The 18,405-nt window shown below is 71.6% G+C and carries 14 protein-coding genes; 7 read left to right on the forward strand and 7 right to left on the reverse strand.

Annotation, left to right across the window (positions count from 1 at the left end; translation table 11 throughout):
- Positions 1-14: 14 nt before the first annotated feature.
- Positions 15-659, reverse strand: coding sequence for a DsbA family protein (locus ACFWBD_RS39720; RefSeq protein WP_385678521.1), 645 nt, complete (start codon positions 657-659; stop codon positions 15-17).
- A gap of 151 nt (positions 660-810) precedes the next feature.
- Between ACFWBD_RS39720 and pepN (ACFWBD_RS39725) the strand changes: the two genes are divergently transcribed.
- Positions 811-3,450: an aminopeptidase N gene (gene pepN / locus ACFWBD_RS39725; RefSeq protein ID WP_385678524.1), complete on the forward strand. Its 2,640-nt coding sequence runs from the start codon at positions 811-813 to the stop codon at positions 3,448-3,450.
- Between the two features lie 205 nt (positions 3,451-3,655).
- On the forward strand, positions 3,656-4,723 hold the full coding sequence (locus ACFWBD_RS39730; protein WP_385678527.1) for a hypothetical protein: 1,068 nt from the start codon (positions 3,656-3,658) through the stop codon (positions 4,721-4,723).
- Between the two features lie 83 nt (positions 4,724-4,806).
- On the opposite strand, the gene ACFWBD_RS39735 is transcribed toward ACFWBD_RS39730, so the two are convergent.
- Entirely contained in the window at positions 4,807-5,160 is a 354-nt protein-coding gene (locus tag ACFWBD_RS39735) for a MerR family transcriptional regulator (RefSeq protein WP_385678530.1), read from the reverse strand.
- Between the two features lie 71 nt (positions 5,161-5,231).
- On the opposite strand from ACFWBD_RS39735, the gene ACFWBD_RS39740 reads away from it, so the two are divergent.
- Positions 5,232-5,654, forward strand: coding sequence for a hypothetical protein (locus tag ACFWBD_RS39740; RefSeq protein WP_385678533.1), 423 nt, complete (start codon positions 5,232-5,234; stop codon positions 5,652-5,654).
- A 477-nt stretch (positions 5,655-6,131) separates the two neighbouring features.
- On the opposite strand, the gene ACFWBD_RS39745 is transcribed toward ACFWBD_RS39740, so the two are convergent.
- Both ACFWBD_RS39745 and ACFWBD_RS39750 read right to left on the reverse strand, forming a co-directional pair.
- Complete coding sequence (locus ACFWBD_RS39745) at positions 6,132-6,608, reverse strand: NUDIX hydrolase (protein ID WP_385678536.1); 477 nt, start codon at positions 6,606-6,608, stop codon at positions 6,132-6,134.
- 9 nt (positions 6,609-6,617) lie between these two features.
- Positions 6,618-7,544 (reverse strand): pyridoxamine 5'-phosphate oxidase family protein, encoded by a 927-nt coding sequence (locus ACFWBD_RS39750; protein ID WP_385678539.1) that lies wholly within the window; start codon positions 7,542-7,544, stop codon positions 6,618-6,620.
- 150 nt (positions 7,545-7,694) lie between these two features.
- Between ACFWBD_RS39750 and ACFWBD_RS39755 the strand changes: the two genes are divergently transcribed.
- Together ACFWBD_RS39755 and ACFWBD_RS39760 are read left to right on the forward strand one after the other, a co-directional pair.
- Positions 7,695-8,234, forward strand: a complete 540-nt coding sequence (locus ACFWBD_RS39755) for a CGNR zinc finger domain-containing protein (RefSeq protein ID WP_385678542.1) — start codon at positions 7,695-7,697, stop codon at positions 8,232-8,234.
- Positions 8,235-8,457: 223 nt separating this feature from the next.
- The gene (locus tag ACFWBD_RS39760; RefSeq protein ID WP_385678545.1) at positions 8,458-11,772 is read left to right on the forward strand and encodes a S8 family serine peptidase; all 3,315 of its coding nucleotides are present in this window, start codon (positions 8,458-8,460) and stop codon (positions 11,770-11,772) included.
- Between the two features lie 120 nt (positions 11,773-11,892).
- Here the strand turns inward: ACFWBD_RS39760 and ACFWBD_RS39765 are convergent, their stop codons facing one another.
- Both ACFWBD_RS39765 and ACFWBD_RS39770 read right to left on the reverse strand, forming a co-directional pair.
- A complete protein-coding gene (locus ACFWBD_RS39765) occupies positions 11,893-12,816 on the reverse strand; it encodes a hypothetical protein (RefSeq protein ID WP_385678548.1) in 924 nt (307 codons plus the stop codon).
- A 1-nt stretch (position 12,817) separates the two neighbouring features.
- Positions 12,818-13,354 carry an RNA polymerase sigma factor gene (locus ACFWBD_RS39770; RefSeq protein ID WP_385678551.1) on the reverse strand — a complete coding sequence of 179 codons (537 nt, stop codon included), beginning with the start codon at positions 13,352-13,354 and terminating at the stop codon, positions 12,818-12,820.
- A gap of 207 nt (positions 13,355-13,561) precedes the next feature.
- On the opposite strand from ACFWBD_RS39770, the gene ACFWBD_RS39775 reads away from it, so the two are divergent.
- Positions 13,562-14,578 carry an aspartate-semialdehyde dehydrogenase gene (locus ACFWBD_RS39775; protein WP_385678554.1) on the forward strand — a complete coding sequence of 339 codons (1,017 nt, stop codon included), beginning with the start codon at positions 13,562-13,564 and terminating at the stop codon, positions 14,576-14,578.
- Positions 14,579-14,943: 365 nt separating this feature from the next.
- On the opposite strand, the gene ACFWBD_RS39780 is transcribed toward ACFWBD_RS39775, so the two are convergent.
- The gene (locus ACFWBD_RS39780; RefSeq protein ID WP_385678557.1) at positions 14,944-15,480 is read right to left on the reverse strand and encodes a DUF1203 domain-containing protein; all 537 of its coding nucleotides are present in this window, start codon (positions 15,478-15,480) and stop codon (positions 14,944-14,946) included.
- Positions 15,481-15,651: 171 nt separating this feature from the next.
- On the opposite strand from ACFWBD_RS39780, the gene pepN (ACFWBD_RS39785) reads away from it, so the two are divergent.
- The gene (pepN, locus tag ACFWBD_RS39785) at positions 15,652-18,219 is read left to right on the forward strand and encodes an aminopeptidase N (RefSeq protein ID WP_385678560.1); all 2,568 of its coding nucleotides are present in this window, start codon (positions 15,652-15,654) and stop codon (positions 18,217-18,219) included.
- Positions 18,220-18,405 lie beyond the last annotated feature (186 nt).

An 18,405-nucleotide genomic window follows, 5' to 3' on the forward strand; every position in this document is an offset into this window, starting at 1 on the left:
GGGCACCACCGCCGTCACAGGTTGCTGAAGTCCGGGCCCTTGGTGCGGGAGCGCTTGATCTCGTAGAAACCGGGGACCGAGGCGACGGCGACGGTGCCGTCCCAGAGGCGGGCGGCCTCCTCGCCCTTCGGCGCGGGGGTGACCACGGGACCGAAGAAGGCGATCTGCTCACCGTCGGGGCCGGGGACGGCGATGACGGGGGTGCCGACGTCCTGGCCGACCTTCTCGATGCCCTCCTTGTGGGAGGCGCGCAGCTGGGCGTCGAACTCGAAGTCCGACTGCTCGGCGTACTCGATCAGGGACGCGGGCAGACCGACGTCCTTGAGCGCACCGGCGATGGCCTCCACGGTCGGGCCCTCGCCGTTGTTGTGGATGCGGGTGCCGAGCGCGGTGTAGAGGGGGCCGAGGACGTCGGCGCCGTGCAGCTGCCAGGCGGCGGTGACCACGCGCACCGGCTGCCAGGCCTTGACCGCGAGCATCTCGCGGTACTCCTCGGGCAGCTCGTCGAGCTTGTTCTCGTTGAGGACGGCGAGGCTCATCACGTGCCAGCGGACCTCGATGTCACGGACCTTCTCCACTTCCAGCACCCACCGGGAGGTCATCCAGGCCCACGGGCACAGCGGGTCGAACCAGAAGTCGACGGGGGTCTTCTCCGACATGTCTCTCCTCGAGCAATCCTCATGAGATAGGCCTTTCCCCCCTGAACACCGCCGTCCCTGCCGCACATTCCCTGCTGCCCGGCGTCAGGGGCGCGTGGCAGGATCACTCCTGTCCGAAAGCCCGTGCTCAACGCACTGAGGGAGTACCGCCGTGCCCGGTGAGAACCTGTCCCGCGACGAGGCCCGGGAGCGGGCCGCCCTGCTGTCCGTCGACGGGTACGACGTGTCCCTCGACATCCGGTCGGCGGTCGGCGACCGGGCCGGGGACGAGCCCCGCACCTTCCGGTCGGTCACCACGATCCGCTTCCGCAGCAACGAGCCCGGCGCGTCGAGCTTCGTGGACCTGATCGCGCCGAGTGTGACGTCCGTCTCCCTCAACGGCCGCGACCTCGACCCGGGCGAGGTCTTCGACGGCACCCGGATCCTGCTGGAGGACCTGGCCACGGAGAACGAGCTGATCGTCGACGCCCGGTGCGCCTACTCCCGTACCGGCGAGGGCCTGCACCGCTTCGTCGACCCGGAGGACGGCGAGGTGTACCTGTACACCCAGTACGAGCCGGCCGACGCCCGCCGGGTCTTCGCGGGCTTCGAGCAGCCCGACCTCAAGGCCCCGTTCCGCTTCGAGGTGCGGGCGCCCGAGGAGTGGGTGGTGTGGAGCAACGGCGTCGGCGAGCGCACCGACGGGGTGTGGCGCTTCGCGGAGACGAAGCCGATCTCGACGTACATCACCTGTGTCGTGGCCGGCCCGTACCACTATGTGACGGACACGTACACACGCGACCTGGGTGACGGTACGACGCTGGAGATCCCCCTCGGCGCGATGTGCCGCAAGGGTCTGGCGCCCCACTTCGACTCCGCGGACGTCTTCCTCGTCACCAAGCAGGGCCTGGACTTCTTCCACGACCACTTCGACTACCCGTACCCGTTCGGCAAGTACGACCAGGCGTTCGTGCCCGAGTACAACCTCGGCGCGATGGAGAACCCGGGTCTGGTGACCTTCCGCGAGGAGTACATCTTCCGGGGCAAGGTGACGCAGGCGTCGTACGAGGCGCGGGCGAACGTCATCCTGCACGAGATGGCGCACATGTGGTTCGGCGACCTGGTCACCATGGTGTGGTGGGACGACCTGTGGCTGAAGGAGTCCTTCGCCGACTTCATGGGCACGTTCGCGAACGTCGGCGCGACCCGCTTCACCGACGCCTGGATCACCTTCGCCAACCGCCGCAAGGCGTGGGCCTACCGCGCGGACCAGCTCCCCTCCACCCACCCGGTCACCGCCGACATCCGCGACCTCCAGGACGCGAAGCTGAACTTCGACGGCATCACGTACGCCAAGGGCGCCTCCGTCCTGAAGCAACTGGTGGCGTACGTCGGCCAGGACGCGTTCCTCGAGGGCGCGCGGCGCTACTTCAAGCGGCACGCGTACGGCAACACGCGCCTCGGTGACCTGTTGTCGGTGCTCGCGGAGACCAGCGGCCGGGACATGGGCGGCTGGTCGCGGTCCTGGCTGCAGACGGCGGGCGTGAACTCGCTGACCCCGCAGGTGCTGCTGGACCCGCGGGGCCGGATCGCCGAGCTGGCGGTGCTCCAGGAGGCCGCCGAGGCGTACCCCGAACTGCGGCCGCACCGGGTGGCGATCGGCCTGTACCGCCGCGAGGACGGCCGTCTCGTGCGGTACGCGCGCGCCGAGACGGACGTCGACGGTCCGCGTACCGTCGTGACGGAGCTGGCGGGCGCCGAGGCCCCGGAGCTGGTGCTGGTCAACGACGACGACCTGACGTACTGCAAGATCCGCTTCGACGAGACCTCGCTGGCCACGCTGCGCGAGCACCTGGGTTCGATGTCCGACCCGCTGGCCCGGGCCCTGTGCTGGTCGGCGCTGTGGAACCTGACCCGGGACGCGCTGCTGCCCGCGCCCGAGTTCGTGGACCTGGTGAGGCGGTTCGCACGCCGCGAGTCCGACATCGGCGTCCTGCAGATGCTGCACGCGTGGGCGGACTCGGCGCTGGTCCACTACGCGCCGCGGTCCTGGCGGCGGACGGGCGAGGCGATGCTGGCCGACACCGCGTTGCGGGATCTGCGGGCGGCCGAGCCGGGCAGCGAGCACCAGCTGGCCTGGGCGCGCTTCTTCGCGACGGTGGCGTCCTCCGACTCCGACTTCGAGCTGCTCCAGGGCCTGCTGAACGGCTCGGCGAAGATCGACGGCCTGGAGGTGGACCAGGAGCTGCGCTGGGTGTTCGTGGAGCCGCTGGTCGCGCACGGGTACGCCGACGAGAAGGCGCTGGCGGCCGAACTGGCCCGTGACGACACGGCGTCCGGCAAGCGGCATCAGGTCCGTTGTCTCGCGGGCCGCCCGTCGGCGGCGGTCAAGGCGCAGGCCTGGGCCCGGTTGGTGGAGTCGGACTCGCTGTCCAACGCGCTGGTGGAGGCGACGATCGCGGGATTCGCCCAGCCCTCGCAGCGGGAGCTGCTCGTGCCGTACGCGGAGAAGTACTTCGCGTCGATCGAGCGGATCTGGGCCGAGCGGTCGATCCAGATCGCGATGACCGTCGTCAAGGGCCTGTTCCCGTCGCTCCAGGACTCCCCTGCGACGCTGGAGGCGACGGACGCGTGGCTCACGGCGCACGAGTCGGCGGCCCCGGCGCTGCGCCGGCTGGTGCTGGAGGCGCGCGACGACCTGGCGCGGTCCCTGCGGGCACAGGCGGGTAGCGCCCAGGCGGGTGGCGCCCAGGCGAGTGACGTGCGGGCGGGTGGCGCGGGGGCCGGGACCGACCGAGGCCTCCAACCCTGAGCTTTGGCCATGAATTCCGCTGACGGTCACCGTTACGGAATTCAGGCAATCCGACCCGTAACCCCTGGCTCCCCCATCCGGGACCAGGGGTTTTCGGCGCCCCATCGGCATCCGAACACCCGTCCTTTAGGACGAGCTTGTCCGGATTTGTCGACAGGCGTGTAACAGCGGTTACGAGACAGGCCGGGTGCGGAATCCCCGTTGCATGAACCACCACAACACCCCGCTCCCCCAGGTTCCCTCGGCGTCCCCCCGCCCCGTCCGCCACCTGTCGGACGTACAGCGCCGCGTCACCACCACGGCCCAGCTCCGCTCGCACGGCGTCGCACCGGCCGAGGCGAACGAGCAGAGCCGTCCCGGCGGCCCCTGGCAGCAGATCCTCCCCGGCGTGTACCTGCTCCACCCCGGCCCGCCGACCAGCGAGGAGCGGCTGCACGCGGTGCTGATGTACGCGGGCCGCGACACGTCGACACCGCCGCCCGGGGTGCCGACCCAGCCGGGCGCCGGAGACCCGCACCGGCCGGTGTACAAGGAGGCGATGATCACCGGGCTGGCGGCCCTGAACCTGCACGGGGTCGCGTCCGCTCCCCCGCTGCCGTCCCTGGAGCACATCGACGTCCTGGTCCCGCGGCTGCGCCGGCTGCGCTCGACGGGCTGCGCCCATGTCGTCCGCACGGGCAGCCTGCCGACTCCCGAGCAGGCCACGGGAGTTCCGGTGGCGCCGGTGCCCCGCGCGCTCGCCGACGCCGTGGCCCGGCTGACGGACGCGGGGACGGTACAGCGGCTGCTGACGGAGGCGGTGCGCGGAGGCCACTGCGAACCGGCCGCAGTGGTGCGGGAGTTGAACAACGCCAAGTTGCTGAGCCGCCCGCACGTGGTGGACGCGGTGGACTCGCTGCTGGCGGAGGGACGCGCGATCGCGGAGGACCGGCTGTACGCGATGGTGTACGAGTACGGCCTTCCCGACCCGGTCTGGAACGTGGACCTCCGTCTGCCGGGCGGTCCCCACCTGGGGGGTCTGGACGCGTACTGGCCGGATCAGGCGGTGGCGGTCGAGCTGGACACCCGGGCGCCGAGGCAGGACGAGGACGCCCTCTGGTCGGAGTACGCCCGCAAGCGCGAGCATCTGGAGCGGCTCGGCATCACGGTCGTGCACATCACGCCGAAGAAGCTGCGGGACACGATGGAACAGCAGGCGGCGGTGGTCCGCACGGCGTTGATGGCCTCGGGCGACAGGGACCCTGCAGCGTATGTCGTGGTGCTGCCCCGATAGTGACGGACCGGGGCGGGGCCAGGAGGGGAGAGGAGGGGCCGTCGGGCGTGACCCGACGGCCCCTCCTCATGCCGTCACGCCCGTCACGCCGTGCGCAGCGGGCAGCCCGTGCCGACGCGCTCGGCGAGTTCGGCGCGGAGGGCGGCGAGTTCGGCCATGCGGGCGTCGACGATCTGGATCTTCTGCTCGAAGAGGGCGGAGAGGGCGTCCGCGGAGTCCGGGGCCTCGCGGAGTTCCTCGCCGTGCCGGGCGATCTCCGCGAGGGTGAACCCCAGGGTCTGCGCGGTACGGACGTAGGCCAGCCACTCCACCGCCTCCGGCGCGAAGTCGCGGTACCCGTTGGGCAGTCGGCGGCCCTCGACGAGACCGATCCTCTCGTAGAAGCGGATGGTGTCCCGGGTGGTGCCGGTGCGGGCAGCCAGCTCGCCGATGCGCATGCGGGAGCCTCCGTCAGGTAGCGGTCCGACGCTTGACCTTGGAGCGTAGTCCAGTGTTTAGCGTCGCCCTCATGACCACTTCCACCCCGCTCCTCGATCCCTACCGCCGCCCCTATGCCCGTGTCGTCCGCGCGAGCGCCTGGTACGACCTCGTCGTCACGGCCGGCTTCGCGACGCCGTGGACGTACGCGCTGGTCCATGACGTGCTGTCGTCGTGGAGCCGGGTGTGGGGGCTGGGCACGTTCCCGCAGACCGACCCGATCCAGACCCTGTTCGCGAACCTGATGGGGTCGGTCGTGATCGTCTGGGCCGTCCTGCGCCTGACCGGACCGCTGGCGGTGCACGGACTGCTCGACGGCGTCGCCCGCGCGCTGTTCACGGCGTGGATGGCGTACGCGCTGGCGCAAGGCGCCCCGGGGGTGCTGTGGCCCTTCCTCGGCGTGGAAGCGGCGTGGGGCGTGGCGCAGTTGGTGCCGTGGCTGCGCAAGAGGTGACGCTCAGGGCGAATCACGTCGGGCGGATCGCCTGCGGCCGCCCTTCCTCAGGAGCAGCTCCGTGTTGCAACCCTTCGCGGCGCCCGTCGGCCGTGCCCCGTCGAACCGGGCGTTCGCGGACAGCTCACGGTAGAGGGCCGCCAGACCGGCCTGGGAGAGGTCGGCGTGGTCCGTGCGCGCGGCATGGCGCGATCTCCCCGGGTACGAACGCGTCGACGGTGGGCGCGGGCGGTCGCGGCAGCGAACATCCCGCTCCCTCGGATGCTCGACACCGGGAGTGGCCTGCGCGTGAACGCCTTCGCAACGGGCAACGCCGATCGCGTACGTGGATCTCGGGGCCCCGATCGGACCGGGGCGGACCTCGGCTGCTCCGCCCACCGCCCGGAGCCGGTCACTCCGCGTTCATCTCACGGGGAACCGCTCAGGGGATGTCGCTCACGGGGAACCGCTCAGGGGATATCGCTCACGGGGTTCGGCTCATGCCCCGGGACCGGCCGGCGGGGGCGCGAACACCCGTCCGTCCACCGGCCGTTCGTGCCACAGCTTCAGCGCGATGTCGACCAGCCGGACCCGGGTGAGGGCGGGCACCGCGTCCAGGTCGTGCCAGGCGGCCAGATCGGTGGATCCGTTCACCTCGTTGCGCAGTTCGCCTCCGACGACCCGGCCCTCGTAGACGACCCGGACGCCGTGGTGGTCCACGGGACCGCGCAGTCCCCCGCGGCGGGAGGTGTGGTGCGAGGAGTCGATGCCGAGCAGGCCGGTGACCTCGACGCGGTAGCCGGTCTCCTCGTCCAGTTCGCGCACGACGGTGTCGAGGGGGTCCTCGCCGTGCTCCATGCCACCGCCGGGCAGCACCCACTCGAGGGTGCCGTCGGGGGCCGGCGAGCGGGCGAGCAGGAGCTGTCCGTCACGGACGCAGACGGCATAGGCCGCCACCCTCAACTTCTTGCGCATGGGGGGACGTTAGCCGGTCGGGTCCGGGTTCGCAGGGGAGTATTCCGGCGCGGACCAGCACAGCGGCAGCGCGGCGGGGGTGTCGACGGCCTCCGTGACGGTGAAGTGAACCGTACGTTCGCCGTCGGGCGCGAACCGGGTGCGGGCCTCGCCCGTGAGCTGGAGGGTGCGGCCCGTCGTCCAGTCGAGGAAGAGCAGGCCGGCGCGGGGGTCCGTGGCGAGATTGCCCAGGGTGAGGAACATGGAGTTGCCGGGGTGGTCGCGCCAGGTGAGTGTGCGCGGGGAGGCGACGTGCACGAAGCCGGGGTCGCCGCCGCGGTGACTGAGTTCGGCGCCGGTGCCGTCGGGATGGCGGGTGGCGAGGAAGAAGGTGTCGGCGGCGGCGAGGAACTCCCGCTGCTCGGGGGTCAGTTCGGTGCCGCGACGCGGGCTGCCGGGGGTGCGGCCGACCGTCTCGTAGGTCTCCCTGCGCTGTATGTACTTGGGGCAGTTGGCGAACACCCGGTCGGTCTCGACGGCGAAACCGCGCGGGGTGGGCCGCAGTCGGCCGTTCAGCCGTACCCGGCGTCGGGTGCGCGGATCGAGGGCGATCGTGCCCACGGGGGTCCCGGGGGTGGCCAGCGCCGCCGCGAGGGGGTCGGCCGGGGGCGGCCCGTCCGCACCGCTGGGCGTGTACGTGCGGGAGGTGCCGGTGGCGACCGAGATCCGGCGGGGTCCGGTGGCCCGGACGAAGCCGGGGGCTCCCGTGACCGCCGACGCCCACACCCGGCCCCCCACCGGGTCGGCCGCGCCCAGGACCAGCAGCGGCTGGAGTTCCAGGAAGGCGGCGACGACCGGCCTGATGCCCTCGCCGATCGCCCGGCCCATGTGATCGGCGAGGTCACGGACCCCGACGCGGTCCTGAACCGCACGCGAGCCGCAGTGGTAGACGCCCATGACCTGCTCGACCTCCTCGGCCCCGGCGGAGCCCCTCGGATCCCCGCACACCGATCGCGTATTTAACCTCTCACATGGAGATTAAGGGTTAGAATCAAGCGTGTCAACCGGTCACGTACTCTTGAGCGGTTAGCCCGGAAGGAGCCCCCGATGTCCGCCACCGCCCCCGACCTCCGCCCCCTCACCGGCGAGCCCCTCGCGCTCGACCTGCTCAACACGCGGTGGGTACGGGAGGGCGCCGTCCAGGATCTGCTGCGGGACACGGACGGGCTCGCCGTGTGGCTCGCCGCGAACGGGCTGGACGAGCGGTTCGCGGCCGACGCGGCGACCCTGCGGCACACCCTCCGCACGCGTGACGCACTGAAGGCCGCGGTGGACGGCCCGGCGGACACCGCCGGCGTCGACACCGTGCTCGGACACGGGCGGATCCGGCCCACCCTCACCGCCGAAGGACCCGGCGAGCGGGCCGAGTTCGGGGACGACGCCTGGGGGCCCGGCTGGCTGGCCGCCCGGAACTACCTGGAGCTGCTCTCCGCCGCCCCCGACCGGATCCGCGGCTGCGCGCACGAGGACTGCGTGCTGCACTTCTTCGACACCTCACGCAACGGCACCCGCCGCTGGTGCTCCATGGCGGCCTGCGGCAACCGCGCGAAGGCCTCCCGGCACTACGCCCGCGCCAAGGACGTCTGACCGAAGGACCGACCGAAACCCGCACAACCGGCGGACAGCCCTCGCACAGGGGGCTCGTAGAGGGTTTTCCCCATACATCCATATCGATTCGGTCAACTCTCCCCAAACAGCTGTCCCTTAGGTAAAGCTTCACGGTCATCCGGGACCGCATTCCGGACGACCGTGATCAGGCAGGAACGGCCTGGTCACGTGGTGCTCGTTCCTTTACCTACAAGGGATGCCGATGACCCTCACCCCCCAGCGTGAACCGATATCGGGCGCAAGACGTGTGACCCGGATAGCCGTGGCCGCGGGCCTGGTGGCCGCGCTGTCCGCGGCCGGCCCGATACCCATGGCCTTCTCCGCCGACGCCGGCCAGACCCCGGCCGCGGCCGACCCGGGCGCGAAGTCCGCCCACGACAAGCTCGGCTCCGACGACGCCGACCTCCTCGCCGAGGCCAAGGCCGCCGGGGACAAGAACGTCACGCTGATGGTCGCGACCGCCCCCGGCCAGACCGAGCAGGTCGCCAAGGAGCTGGACGCGGTCAAGGGCGGCTCCGTGGGCCAGTCCTACGACAAGGTCGGCTACGTCCGCGCCACCGTCCCGACGGCCAAGGCCGACTCCGCCATCGCGGCCGCCGCGAAGCTGTCCTCCGTGCACGGCATCGACCTGCGCCAGGAGATCGCGCTCGACGACCCGACGCCGAGCGCGGACGCCGCCAAGGGCGCCACGTCCTCGGCCACGGCGAAGACCTACTCGGCCCCCGGCAGGAACACCCCCGCCGAGAACCCGTACAACCCGTCCTTCGAGACGGGCGCCGTCGACTTCGTGAAGAAGAACCCGAAGGCGGACGGCCGCGGTGTCACCATCGGCGTCCTCGACTCCGGCGTGGACCTTGGGCACCCCGCGCTCCAGAAGACCACCACCGGCGAGCGCAAGATCGTCGACTGGGTGACGGCGACCGACCCGATCCTCGACAGCGACGCCACCTGGCGCCCGATGGTCACCGCCGTCTCCGGCCCGTCCTTCACGTTCGGCGGTACGACGTGGACGGCGCCCGCGGGCTCGTACCAGATCAGCACCTTCAAGGAGTCGGCCACCACCGGCGGTGACGCCAAGGGCGACGCCAACCGCGACGGCGACACCACCGACGTGTGGGGCGTGCTGTACGACGCGGCAGCCGGCACGGTCCGCGTCGACCTGAACAACAACCATGACTTCGGCGACGACACACCGCTGAAGCCGTACAAGGACGGCTACCAGGTCGGCTACTTCGGTACCGACAACCCGTCCACCGACGTCGTGGAGCGCCAGCCGTTCGTCGTGCAGATCCGCAAGGACGTGCCGATGGACCCCTACGGCGGGGACTGGGTCGGCAAGAAGGCCGACTTCGTCAACATCGGCGTCATCGAGTCCGAGCACGGCACCCACGTCGCCGGCATCACCGCCGCGAACGGGCTGTTCGGCGGCAAGATGAATGGCGCCGCCCCCGGCGCGAAGATCGTCTCCTCCCGTGCCTGCACCTGGACCGGCGGCTGCACCAACGTCGCCCTCACCGAGGGCATGATCGACCTGGTCGCCAACCGCGGCGTCGACATCGTCAACATGTCGATCGGCGGTCTGCCGGGCCTGAACGACGGCAACAACGCGCGCGCCGAGCTCTACACGCGCCTCATCGACACCTACGGCGTCCAGCTCGTGATCTCCGCGGGCAACGAGGGCCCCGGCGCGAACACCATCGGCGACCCCGGTCTGGCCGACAAGGTGATCTCGGTCGGCGCGGCCATCTCCAAGGAGACCTGGGCCGCCAACTACGGCTCGCAGGTGACGAAGAAGTACGCGCTGCTGCCCTTCTCCTCGCGCGGCCCGCGTGAGGACGGCGGCTTCACGCCGACGCTCGTCGCCCCGGGCGCCGCGATCAACACCACCCAGACCTGGCTGCCGGGCGCCCCGGTCGCCGAGTCGGGCTACACGCTGCCGGCCGGCTACTCGATGCTGCAGGGCACCTCGATGGCCTCCCCGCAGGCCGCGGGCGCCTCGGCGCTGCTCATCTCGGCCGCCAAGCAGGCCAAGGTCGCGCTCACCCCGGCGATCCTGCGCACGGCGCTGACCTCGACCGCCGACCACATCAAGGGTCTTCAGGCGTACGAGGAGGGCGCGGGCGCCATCAACATCGTGGACGCCTGGAAGTCCATCAGGAAGGGCGCCACCGCCCACGACTACGCCGTCAAGGCGCCGGTCGACACCGCGCTCGACTTCGCGCTGAAGACGCCGGGCTTCGGCACCGGCATCTACGACCGCGAGGGCGGCCTGAAGGCCGGTCAGAAGAAGACGTACGACGTCACCATCACCCGTACGTCCGGCGCCGACAAGGCGATCCGCCACGAGCTGCACCTCGGGAACAACGCGGCCGGCACCTTCAAGATCCTCGGCTCGGACGAGGTGAAGCTGTCGCTGAACAAGCCGGTGACGGTCAGGATCCAGGCCCAGCCGAAGGCCGCGGGCATCGCCAGCGCGATCCTGGAGGTCGACGACCCGAAGACCGAGGGCCTCGACAAGCAGATCCTCAACACGGTCGTCGTCTCGACCCCGGTGAACTACACGTTCCACGCGTCGAACACCGTGCAGCGCAACAGCTCGCAGTCCTACTTCCTGACCGTGCCCGAGGGCGCCAAGGCGTTCGAGGTCGCGATCGGCGGACTCAAGGACAAGAGCCAGACCCGGTTCATCTCGATCCACCCCTACGGTGTCGCGGTCGAGGACAGCTCCACGATCTACTGCTACAACAACTACCTCGACGGCAACGGCTGCAAGCCCGACGCCCGCTCCTACGCCGACCCGCAGCCGGGCGTCTGGGAGATCGAGGTCGAGTCGCGCCGCACCTCGCCGCTGCTCGACAACCCGTACAAGCTGGACGCCACCGTCTACGGCGCGGCCTTCGACCCGGCGACCGTGACCGTGCCCGAGACGAAGGTCGGCACCCCGACCCTCGTCTCGTGGAAGGTCACGAACAACTTCGCCGCCATCGACGGCAAGCTGGCCGGCGGCCCGCTCGGCTCGTCCAAGGCGACCCGCCCGACCATCGCGAACGGCGCGACCGACACCACCACGGTCGAGGTCCCGGCCGGCGCCAAGTCGCTGAACGTCTCGATCGGCAACGTCTCCGACGCCTCCGCCGACCTGGACCTGACGGTCTTCGACGCGGCCGGCAACCAGGTCGCCCAGCAGGCCGACGGTGACTCGGAGGAGGCGGTCTCCATCCCGTCGCCCGCCGCCGGCACGTACACCATCGAGGTCGCGGGCTACTCGGTCCCGGCCGGCACGACGGCCTACGACTACCTGGACGTGTTCTTCTCGTCCACGCTCGGCACCGTCACCGTCGACGACTCGACGCCGGTGAAGCTCGGCACGGGCGCCTCGGCGTCGGTCTCCGCGACCGTCACCGCCGCGGCCGCCGCGCCCGAGGGCCGCGCCTTCTTCGGCCAGGTCCAGCTGGTGAACGCGCGGGGCACCGTCGCGGGCATCGGCAACGTGGCCATCGAGAAGGTCACTCCGTAACCGGTACCGGTTGACCGGTCGACCGATGGTGGTCGACCGGTAGGGGCCGACCGGCAGCGGTCGACAGGGGCGGGCGTCCACCGGGGCGCCCGCCCTTCGCCGTGTCACGGCGTGCCCCGCCTATCCGCAGGTGACGCCCTCCGCCTCGGGAAGGGCCCGGGTGAGCGCCTCTCGTTCCTGGGCGATGTCGGGCTCGCCGACCGCCCAGACGTCGGGGGTGGTGGACCCCTTCGACAGGGCGACCAGGACGTGGTCGCCCTCGCGCAGCAGCGGGTCCATGTCCTCCTCCAGCACGAAGCCGACCTCGGGCCCGCTCCCGGCGGCCGGCCGGTAGGCGTGGGTGACGTGCACGGTGACCCGCTCCCGGGTGGTGCCCGCCACCCGGCCGACGGCGGTGACGTCCCCCTCGACGACGAGCCGGGCGCAGGCCAGATAGCCGGGATCGCCGAGGAGGCTCGACCCGCCGCCCGCCGACGCGTCGGCCTTCTCGTCGGACGCCGCCCCGCTGTCGGCGCTCTTGCCCGACGCGCTGCCGGCCACCCCCTGGCCGACCTGGACGACCACCCACCCGCCTCCCAGCACCAGCGCACCGGCGGCGGCCACCCCGGCGAGCCGCAGGCCGAGGGGACGGACCCGGCGCGGTGGGCGCAGCTGTCGTACCGGGGCGGGCGCCGATGCCCGCGTCCGCCCCGGTACGGCGGCCGGGGCGGACGCCGGGGCCTGCGTCCGCTCGCGCACCGGCTCGGTCAGGACGTCCGCGAGGACACCGAGCTGCTCGCGCAGGAGCGCCACGTCGGCGGTCGCCGAGCGGTGGGCGGCCAGGTAGGCGGTATCGGCGCGGGCTTCCTCGGAGAGGCCGGAGAGGGGCACGTCGAGAACGGCGGCCATCAACGCGTCCATGCCGTCGTACCCCTCCTGTCCGTCCCGGCCCTCGTACGCGTCGTGGCTGTCGTACGCGTCGTGACTCTCGTGATCGTTGCGGCTCTCGTGATCGTCGCGGCTCTCGTCGTGCGGTTCGTCTCCGTGTCCGGGTCGGGCGGTCACGTCACACCACCTCGTCTTCGTGCAGGCGGGCGCGCAGGGCCCGGACCGCCGTGTGCAGGCGGCTCTTGACCGTGCCCTCCGGCACGCCCAGTTCCTGGGCTATCGAGCGCACCGGCAGGTCGGCGTAGAAACGCAGGACGAGAACCTGGCGCTGGGCGTCGGGCAGGTTGTCCAGGCCCTGTGCGACGGCGAGGGAGAGCACGCTGGTGTCCTCTCCGGAGGGGAACTCGTGCTGGCTCAGCGAGGCCAGCCGCTCCCCCAGCCGCTCCTGGCGGCGCTTGGCACGGTGCCAGTCCATGGCGAGGTTGGAGGCGACGACCGCCGCCCACGCGGAGACGTCGCGCGGCGTCTCGTACCCCTTCGCCGCGCGCTCCAGGAGCCGCAGGCGGACCTGCTGTACCCCGTCCGGCAGGTCCGCCTGCGGCACCCCGCCCAGCGCGAGTACCGTCCGCACCCGGCGTTCCTGCGCCGCGTCCAGCGGATCGTCGCCCTGTCCGGACCCGTCCCCCTGGGCGCGCCGGGCTTTTCTGCGCAGCACAGCACCCCTCCCTACCGCGTTTCCTCTACGACGCCGTGGCGCGCGAAAACGTTCGCCGGCGCCGTGGGGAATCCTCGGGAGGCGTACGTCACACCGGCGGGCGTCCCAGTCCTCGGGCATGGTGGGCAAAGAATTGGACAGGTGGGCCGGGGTCGGCCGCATGATGGAAAAGTCCGTAAAGAGCCGTGAACAGAGCAAGGAGTCGCCGTGAGGGTCGGAATCGTCGGAGCCACCGGTCAGGTCGGCACGGTCATGCGCAGGATCCTCAAGGAGCGTGACTTCCCCGTCACGGAGCTGCGTCTGTTCGCGTCGGCCCGTTCGGCGGGGACGGTCCTGGACGGCGTGACGGTGGAGGACGCGGCGACGGCCGACTACGCGAACCTCGACATCGTCCTGTTCTCCGCCGGCGGCGCGACCTCGCGGGCGCTGGCCGAGAAGGTCGCCGCGCAGGGCCCGGTCGTGATCGACAACTCGTCGGCGTGGCGCAAGGACCCCGAGGTGCCCCTGGTCGTCTCCGAGGTGAACCCGCACGCGATCGTGGACCGCCCCAAGGGCATCATCGCCAACCCGAACTGCACGACGATGGCCGCGATGCCGGTCCTGAAGCCGCTGCACGAGGAGGCCGGTCTGGAGGCGCTGGTCGTCGCGACGTACCAGGCGGTGTCCGGCTCGGGCCTCGCGGGCGTGGCGGAACTGCACGGGCAGGCACAGAAGGTCGTGCCCGACGCGGACCGGCTGACGCACGACGGCGAGTCGGTCGACTACCCGGAGCCGCAGGTCTACAAGCGCCCCATCGCCTTCAACGTGATCCCGCTCGCGGGCTCGGTCGTCGAGGACGGCCTGAACGAGACCGACGAGGAGCAGAAGCTCCGCAACGAGTCCCGCAAGATCCTGGAGATCCCCGGGCTGAAGGTCTCCGGCACCTGTGTGCGCGTCCCGGTCTTCTCCGGCCACTCCCTCCAGGTCAACGCCCGTTTCGCGCGCCCGATCAGCGCCGAGCGCGCGACGGAGCTGCTGGGCGGCGCCCCGGGCGTGGCCCTCTCCGACATCCCGACCCCGCTCCAGGCGGCCGGCAAGGACCCGTCGTTCGTGGGCCGCATCCGCGAGGACGAGACCGTGGAGCACGGCCTCGCCCTGTTCATCTCCAGCGACAACCTCCGCAAGGGCGCGGCCCTGAACGCCGTCCAGATCGCGGAGCTGGTGGCGGCCGAGCTCAAGAGCTGACGCCCGGGGGTTCCCGAGCGGCGAGGAGGGGCGGGTGCGGCACGCACCCGCCCCTCCCCCACGTCCGGGCCGACCCGAGGCCGAGGTCGGGGTCAGGGCTGAGGCCGAGGTCAGGGCCGAGGTCGGGGCCGAGGTCGGGGCCGAGGTCAGGGCCGAGGTCAGGGCCGAGGTCGAGGTCAGGGCCGAGGTCGGGGTCACGGCCGGGCCGAGGCCGGGGGCAGGGGCAGGGCCAGAGCCAGGGCAGAGCCAGGGCCAGGGCCAGAGCCAGGGCCAGAGCCAGGGCCAGGGCCAGGGCCAGAGCCAGGGCCAGGGCCAGGGCAGGATCGAGGCCAGGGCCAGGGCCAGGCCCGGGCCGGGCCGCGTGGTCAGCTTCGGTGTACCTCGTACAGGAAGCAGCCGTACTCGACGGCCCTGACGTGGACGAGGGCGACCTCGGGGTCGGTGAACGCCTCGGCGAAGGCCGCGTCGAACCCGTCGAGGTCCTCGACGAGCCGGCCGCCCAGGATGCGCCCGGCGGCGGAGTAGCGGCGCACGGCGCGACGGGCGCCGGTGAACGGCAGGCCTTCCCCGGCCGGGCCCCGGCACGCGCGTGCGTGGATGAAGACCGGGCCCTGCTCGTCGTACGGGCCGGGGTCGGCGCCGGTCGCGGCCGCCCAGCGGCGCAGCGGGGCGTAGGAGACCAACGCGATCAGCTCGCCGGGCTCGCTGTGGCGCAGACAGCAGCGCAGCGGGGCGCCGCCCTCCTCGTCGGTGAGCGGGACGGCCGGGCGACCCGCGTCGTCGGTGGAGCGCAGCTCGTCGAGGACGTCCGGCGGGACGGGCCGCGCGACATGGGTGGCCGGGTGCTTGGCCGGGTGCGTGGCCGGGCGGATGACGGTGTGGGGGGCTGCCTGGGTGGTCATGTCACGAGCCTCCCGCTCACCGCCCGGCCTCACCGGCGGAATCCGGACGTGGCGCTCCGGCCGCCGAGACGGGCAGCGGGGTGGACGGCCGCCTGCCCGGAACGTCGTCGCCTCCGGCAGGTGTCCCGTGGAAGGATGACGCAACCGACACATATCCGAGGAGATGACCGCGTGCCTGGCACAAACCTGACTCGCGAAGAGGCGCAGCAGCGGGCGAAGCTGCTCACCGTTGACTCGTACGAGATCGATCTCGACCTCTCCGGCGCGCAGGAGGGAGGGACCTACCGGTCCGTCACGACGGTGCGCTTCGACGTCGCGGAGGGGGACGCCGAGTCCTTCATCGACCTGGTGGCGCCCACCGTCCACGAGGTCACGCTGAACGGGGACACCCTCGACGCGGAGGGGCTCTTCAAGGACTCCAGGATCGCGCTGCCGGGCCTGCTGGAGGGCCGTAACGTCCTGCGGGTCGTCGCGGACTGCGCGTACACCAACACCGGTGAGGGTCTGCACCGGTTCGTCGACCCGGTCGACGAACAGGCCTACCTGTACACGCAGTTCGAGGTGCCGGACGCCCGCCGCGTCTTCGCGTCCTTCGAGCAGCCGGACCTCAAGGCCACCTTCCGGTTCACCGTGAAGGCGCCGTCCGGCTGGACCGTCATCTCCAACTCCCCGACGCCCGAGCCCCAGGACGACGTCTGGGCCTTCGAGCCGACCCCGCGGATCTCCAGCTACATCACCGCGCTCATCGTCGGGCCGTACCACAGCGTCCACAGCGTGTACGAGAAGGACGGACAGTCGGTGCCCCTCGGCATCTACTGCCGGCCCTCCCTCGCCGAGTACCTCGACTCGGACGCGATCTTCGAGGTCACGCGGCAGGGCTTCGACTGGTTCCAGGAGAAGTTCGACTACGCGTACCCGTTCGAGAAGTACGACCAGCTGTTCGTGCCGGAGTTCAACGCGGGCGCGATGGAGAACGCGGGCGCGGTCACCATCCGGGACCAGTACGTGTTCCGGTCGAAGGTGACCGACGCCGCGTACGAGCTGCGCGCGGAGACGATTCTGCACGAGCTGGCTCACATGTGGTTCGGCGACCTGGTCACCATGGAGTGGTGGAACGACCTGTGGCTGAACGAGTCGTTCGCCACGTACACCTCCATCGCCTGCCAGGCGTACTACCCGCAGTCGCGCTGGCCGCACTCGTGGACCACGTTCGCCAACTCCATGAAGACCTGGGCGTACCGGCAGGACCAGCTGCCGTCCACCCACCCGATCATGGCCGAGATCCGCGACCTGGACGACGTCCTCGTCAACTTCGACGGCATCACCTACGCCAAGGGCGCGTCCGTCCTGAAGCAGCTCGTGGCGTACGTCGGCATGGACGAGTTCTTCGCGGGCGTGCAGGCGTACTTCAAGGCGCACGCGTTCGGCAACACCCGCCTGTCCGACCTGCTCGGCGCGCTGGAGGAGACCTCCGGCCGTGACCTCGGCACCTGGTCGCAGAAGTGGCTCCAGACCGCCGGCATCAACATCCTCCGTCCCGAGATCGAGACGGACGCCCAGGGTGTCATCACGTCCTTCGCGATCCGCCAGGAGGCCCCGGCGCTCCCGGCCGGCGCCAAGGGCGAGCCGATCCTGCGCCCGCACCGCATCGCCGTCGGTCTGTACGAACTCGACGACGACAGCGGCAAGCTGGTGCGCGACGAGCGCGTGGAGCTGGACATCGACGGCGAGCTGACGGCCGTACCGCAGCTGGTCGGCAAGCGCAGGCCGGAGGTCGTCCTGCTCAACGACGACGACCTGTCGTACGCCAAGGTCCGCCTCGACGAGCAGTCGCTCGCCTTCGTCACCGAGCACCTCGGCGACTTCGAGTCGTCCCTGCCGCGCGCCCTGTGCTGGGCGTCCGCCTGGGACATGACCCGGGACGGCGAACTGCCCACCCGCGACTACCTGTCCCTGGTGCTGTCCGGCATCGGCAAGGAGTCCGACATCGGGGTGGTCCAGTCGCTGCACCGCCAGGTCAAGCTCGCCATCGACCTGTACGCCGCCCCGGCCACCCGCGAGGCCCTGCTGACCCGCTGGACGGACGCCACGCTGGCGCATCTGCGGTCCTCGGCGGCGGGCAGCGACCACCAGCTGGCGTGGGCGCGCGCGTTCGCGGCCACCGCCCGTACGCCGGAGCAGATCGACCTCCTGGAGTCGCTGCTCGACGGAGGCCAGACCATCGAGGGCCTGGCCGTCGACACCGAGCTGCGCTGGGCGTTCGTCCAGCGGCTGGTGGCCGTGGGGACCTTCGACGAGGCGGACATCGCCGCCGAGTACGAGCGGGACAGGACGGCCGCCGGTGAGCGGCACGCGGCGACCGCGCGGGCCGCCCGGCCGACCCCGGAGGCCAAGGCGGAGGCGTGGGCGTCGGTCGTGGACTCCGACGAGCTGCCGAACGCCGTGCAGGAGGCGGTCATCGGCGGCTTCGTCCAGACCGACCAGCGTGAGCTGCTCGCGCCGTACACGGACCGGTACTTCGAGGTCGTCAAGGGCATCTGGGACTCCCGTTCGCACGAGATCGCCCAGCAGATCGCGATCGGCCTCTACCCGGCGGTCCAGGTCTCCCGGGAGACCCTGGACAAGACGGACGCCTGGCTGGCCTCGGCCGAGCCGAACGCGGCCCTGCGCCGCCTCGTCTCCGAGGCCCGCGCGGGCGTGGACCGCGCGCTGAAGGCCCAGGCGGCCGACGCGCAGTAGTCCTGGCAGTCCGTTACGCGGCAGAGGGCGCCCGACGTCACCCCGGGCGCCCTCTGCCATGCCCGCCCCGCCCTCCCCTGCCCTGCCTTCCTGCCTTGCCCTGCCCTCCCCTGCCTGCCTGCCTCCCTGCCATGCCCAGGCCAGGCCGCGCCGCGCCGGGCCGGGCCGCGCCGCGCCGCGCCGGGC

The organism is Streptomyces sp. NPDC060002 (assembly GCF_042737245.1).
In the GTDB taxonomy this organism is placed as follows: Bacteria; Actinomycetota; Actinomycetes; order Streptomycetales; family Streptomycetaceae; genus Streptomyces.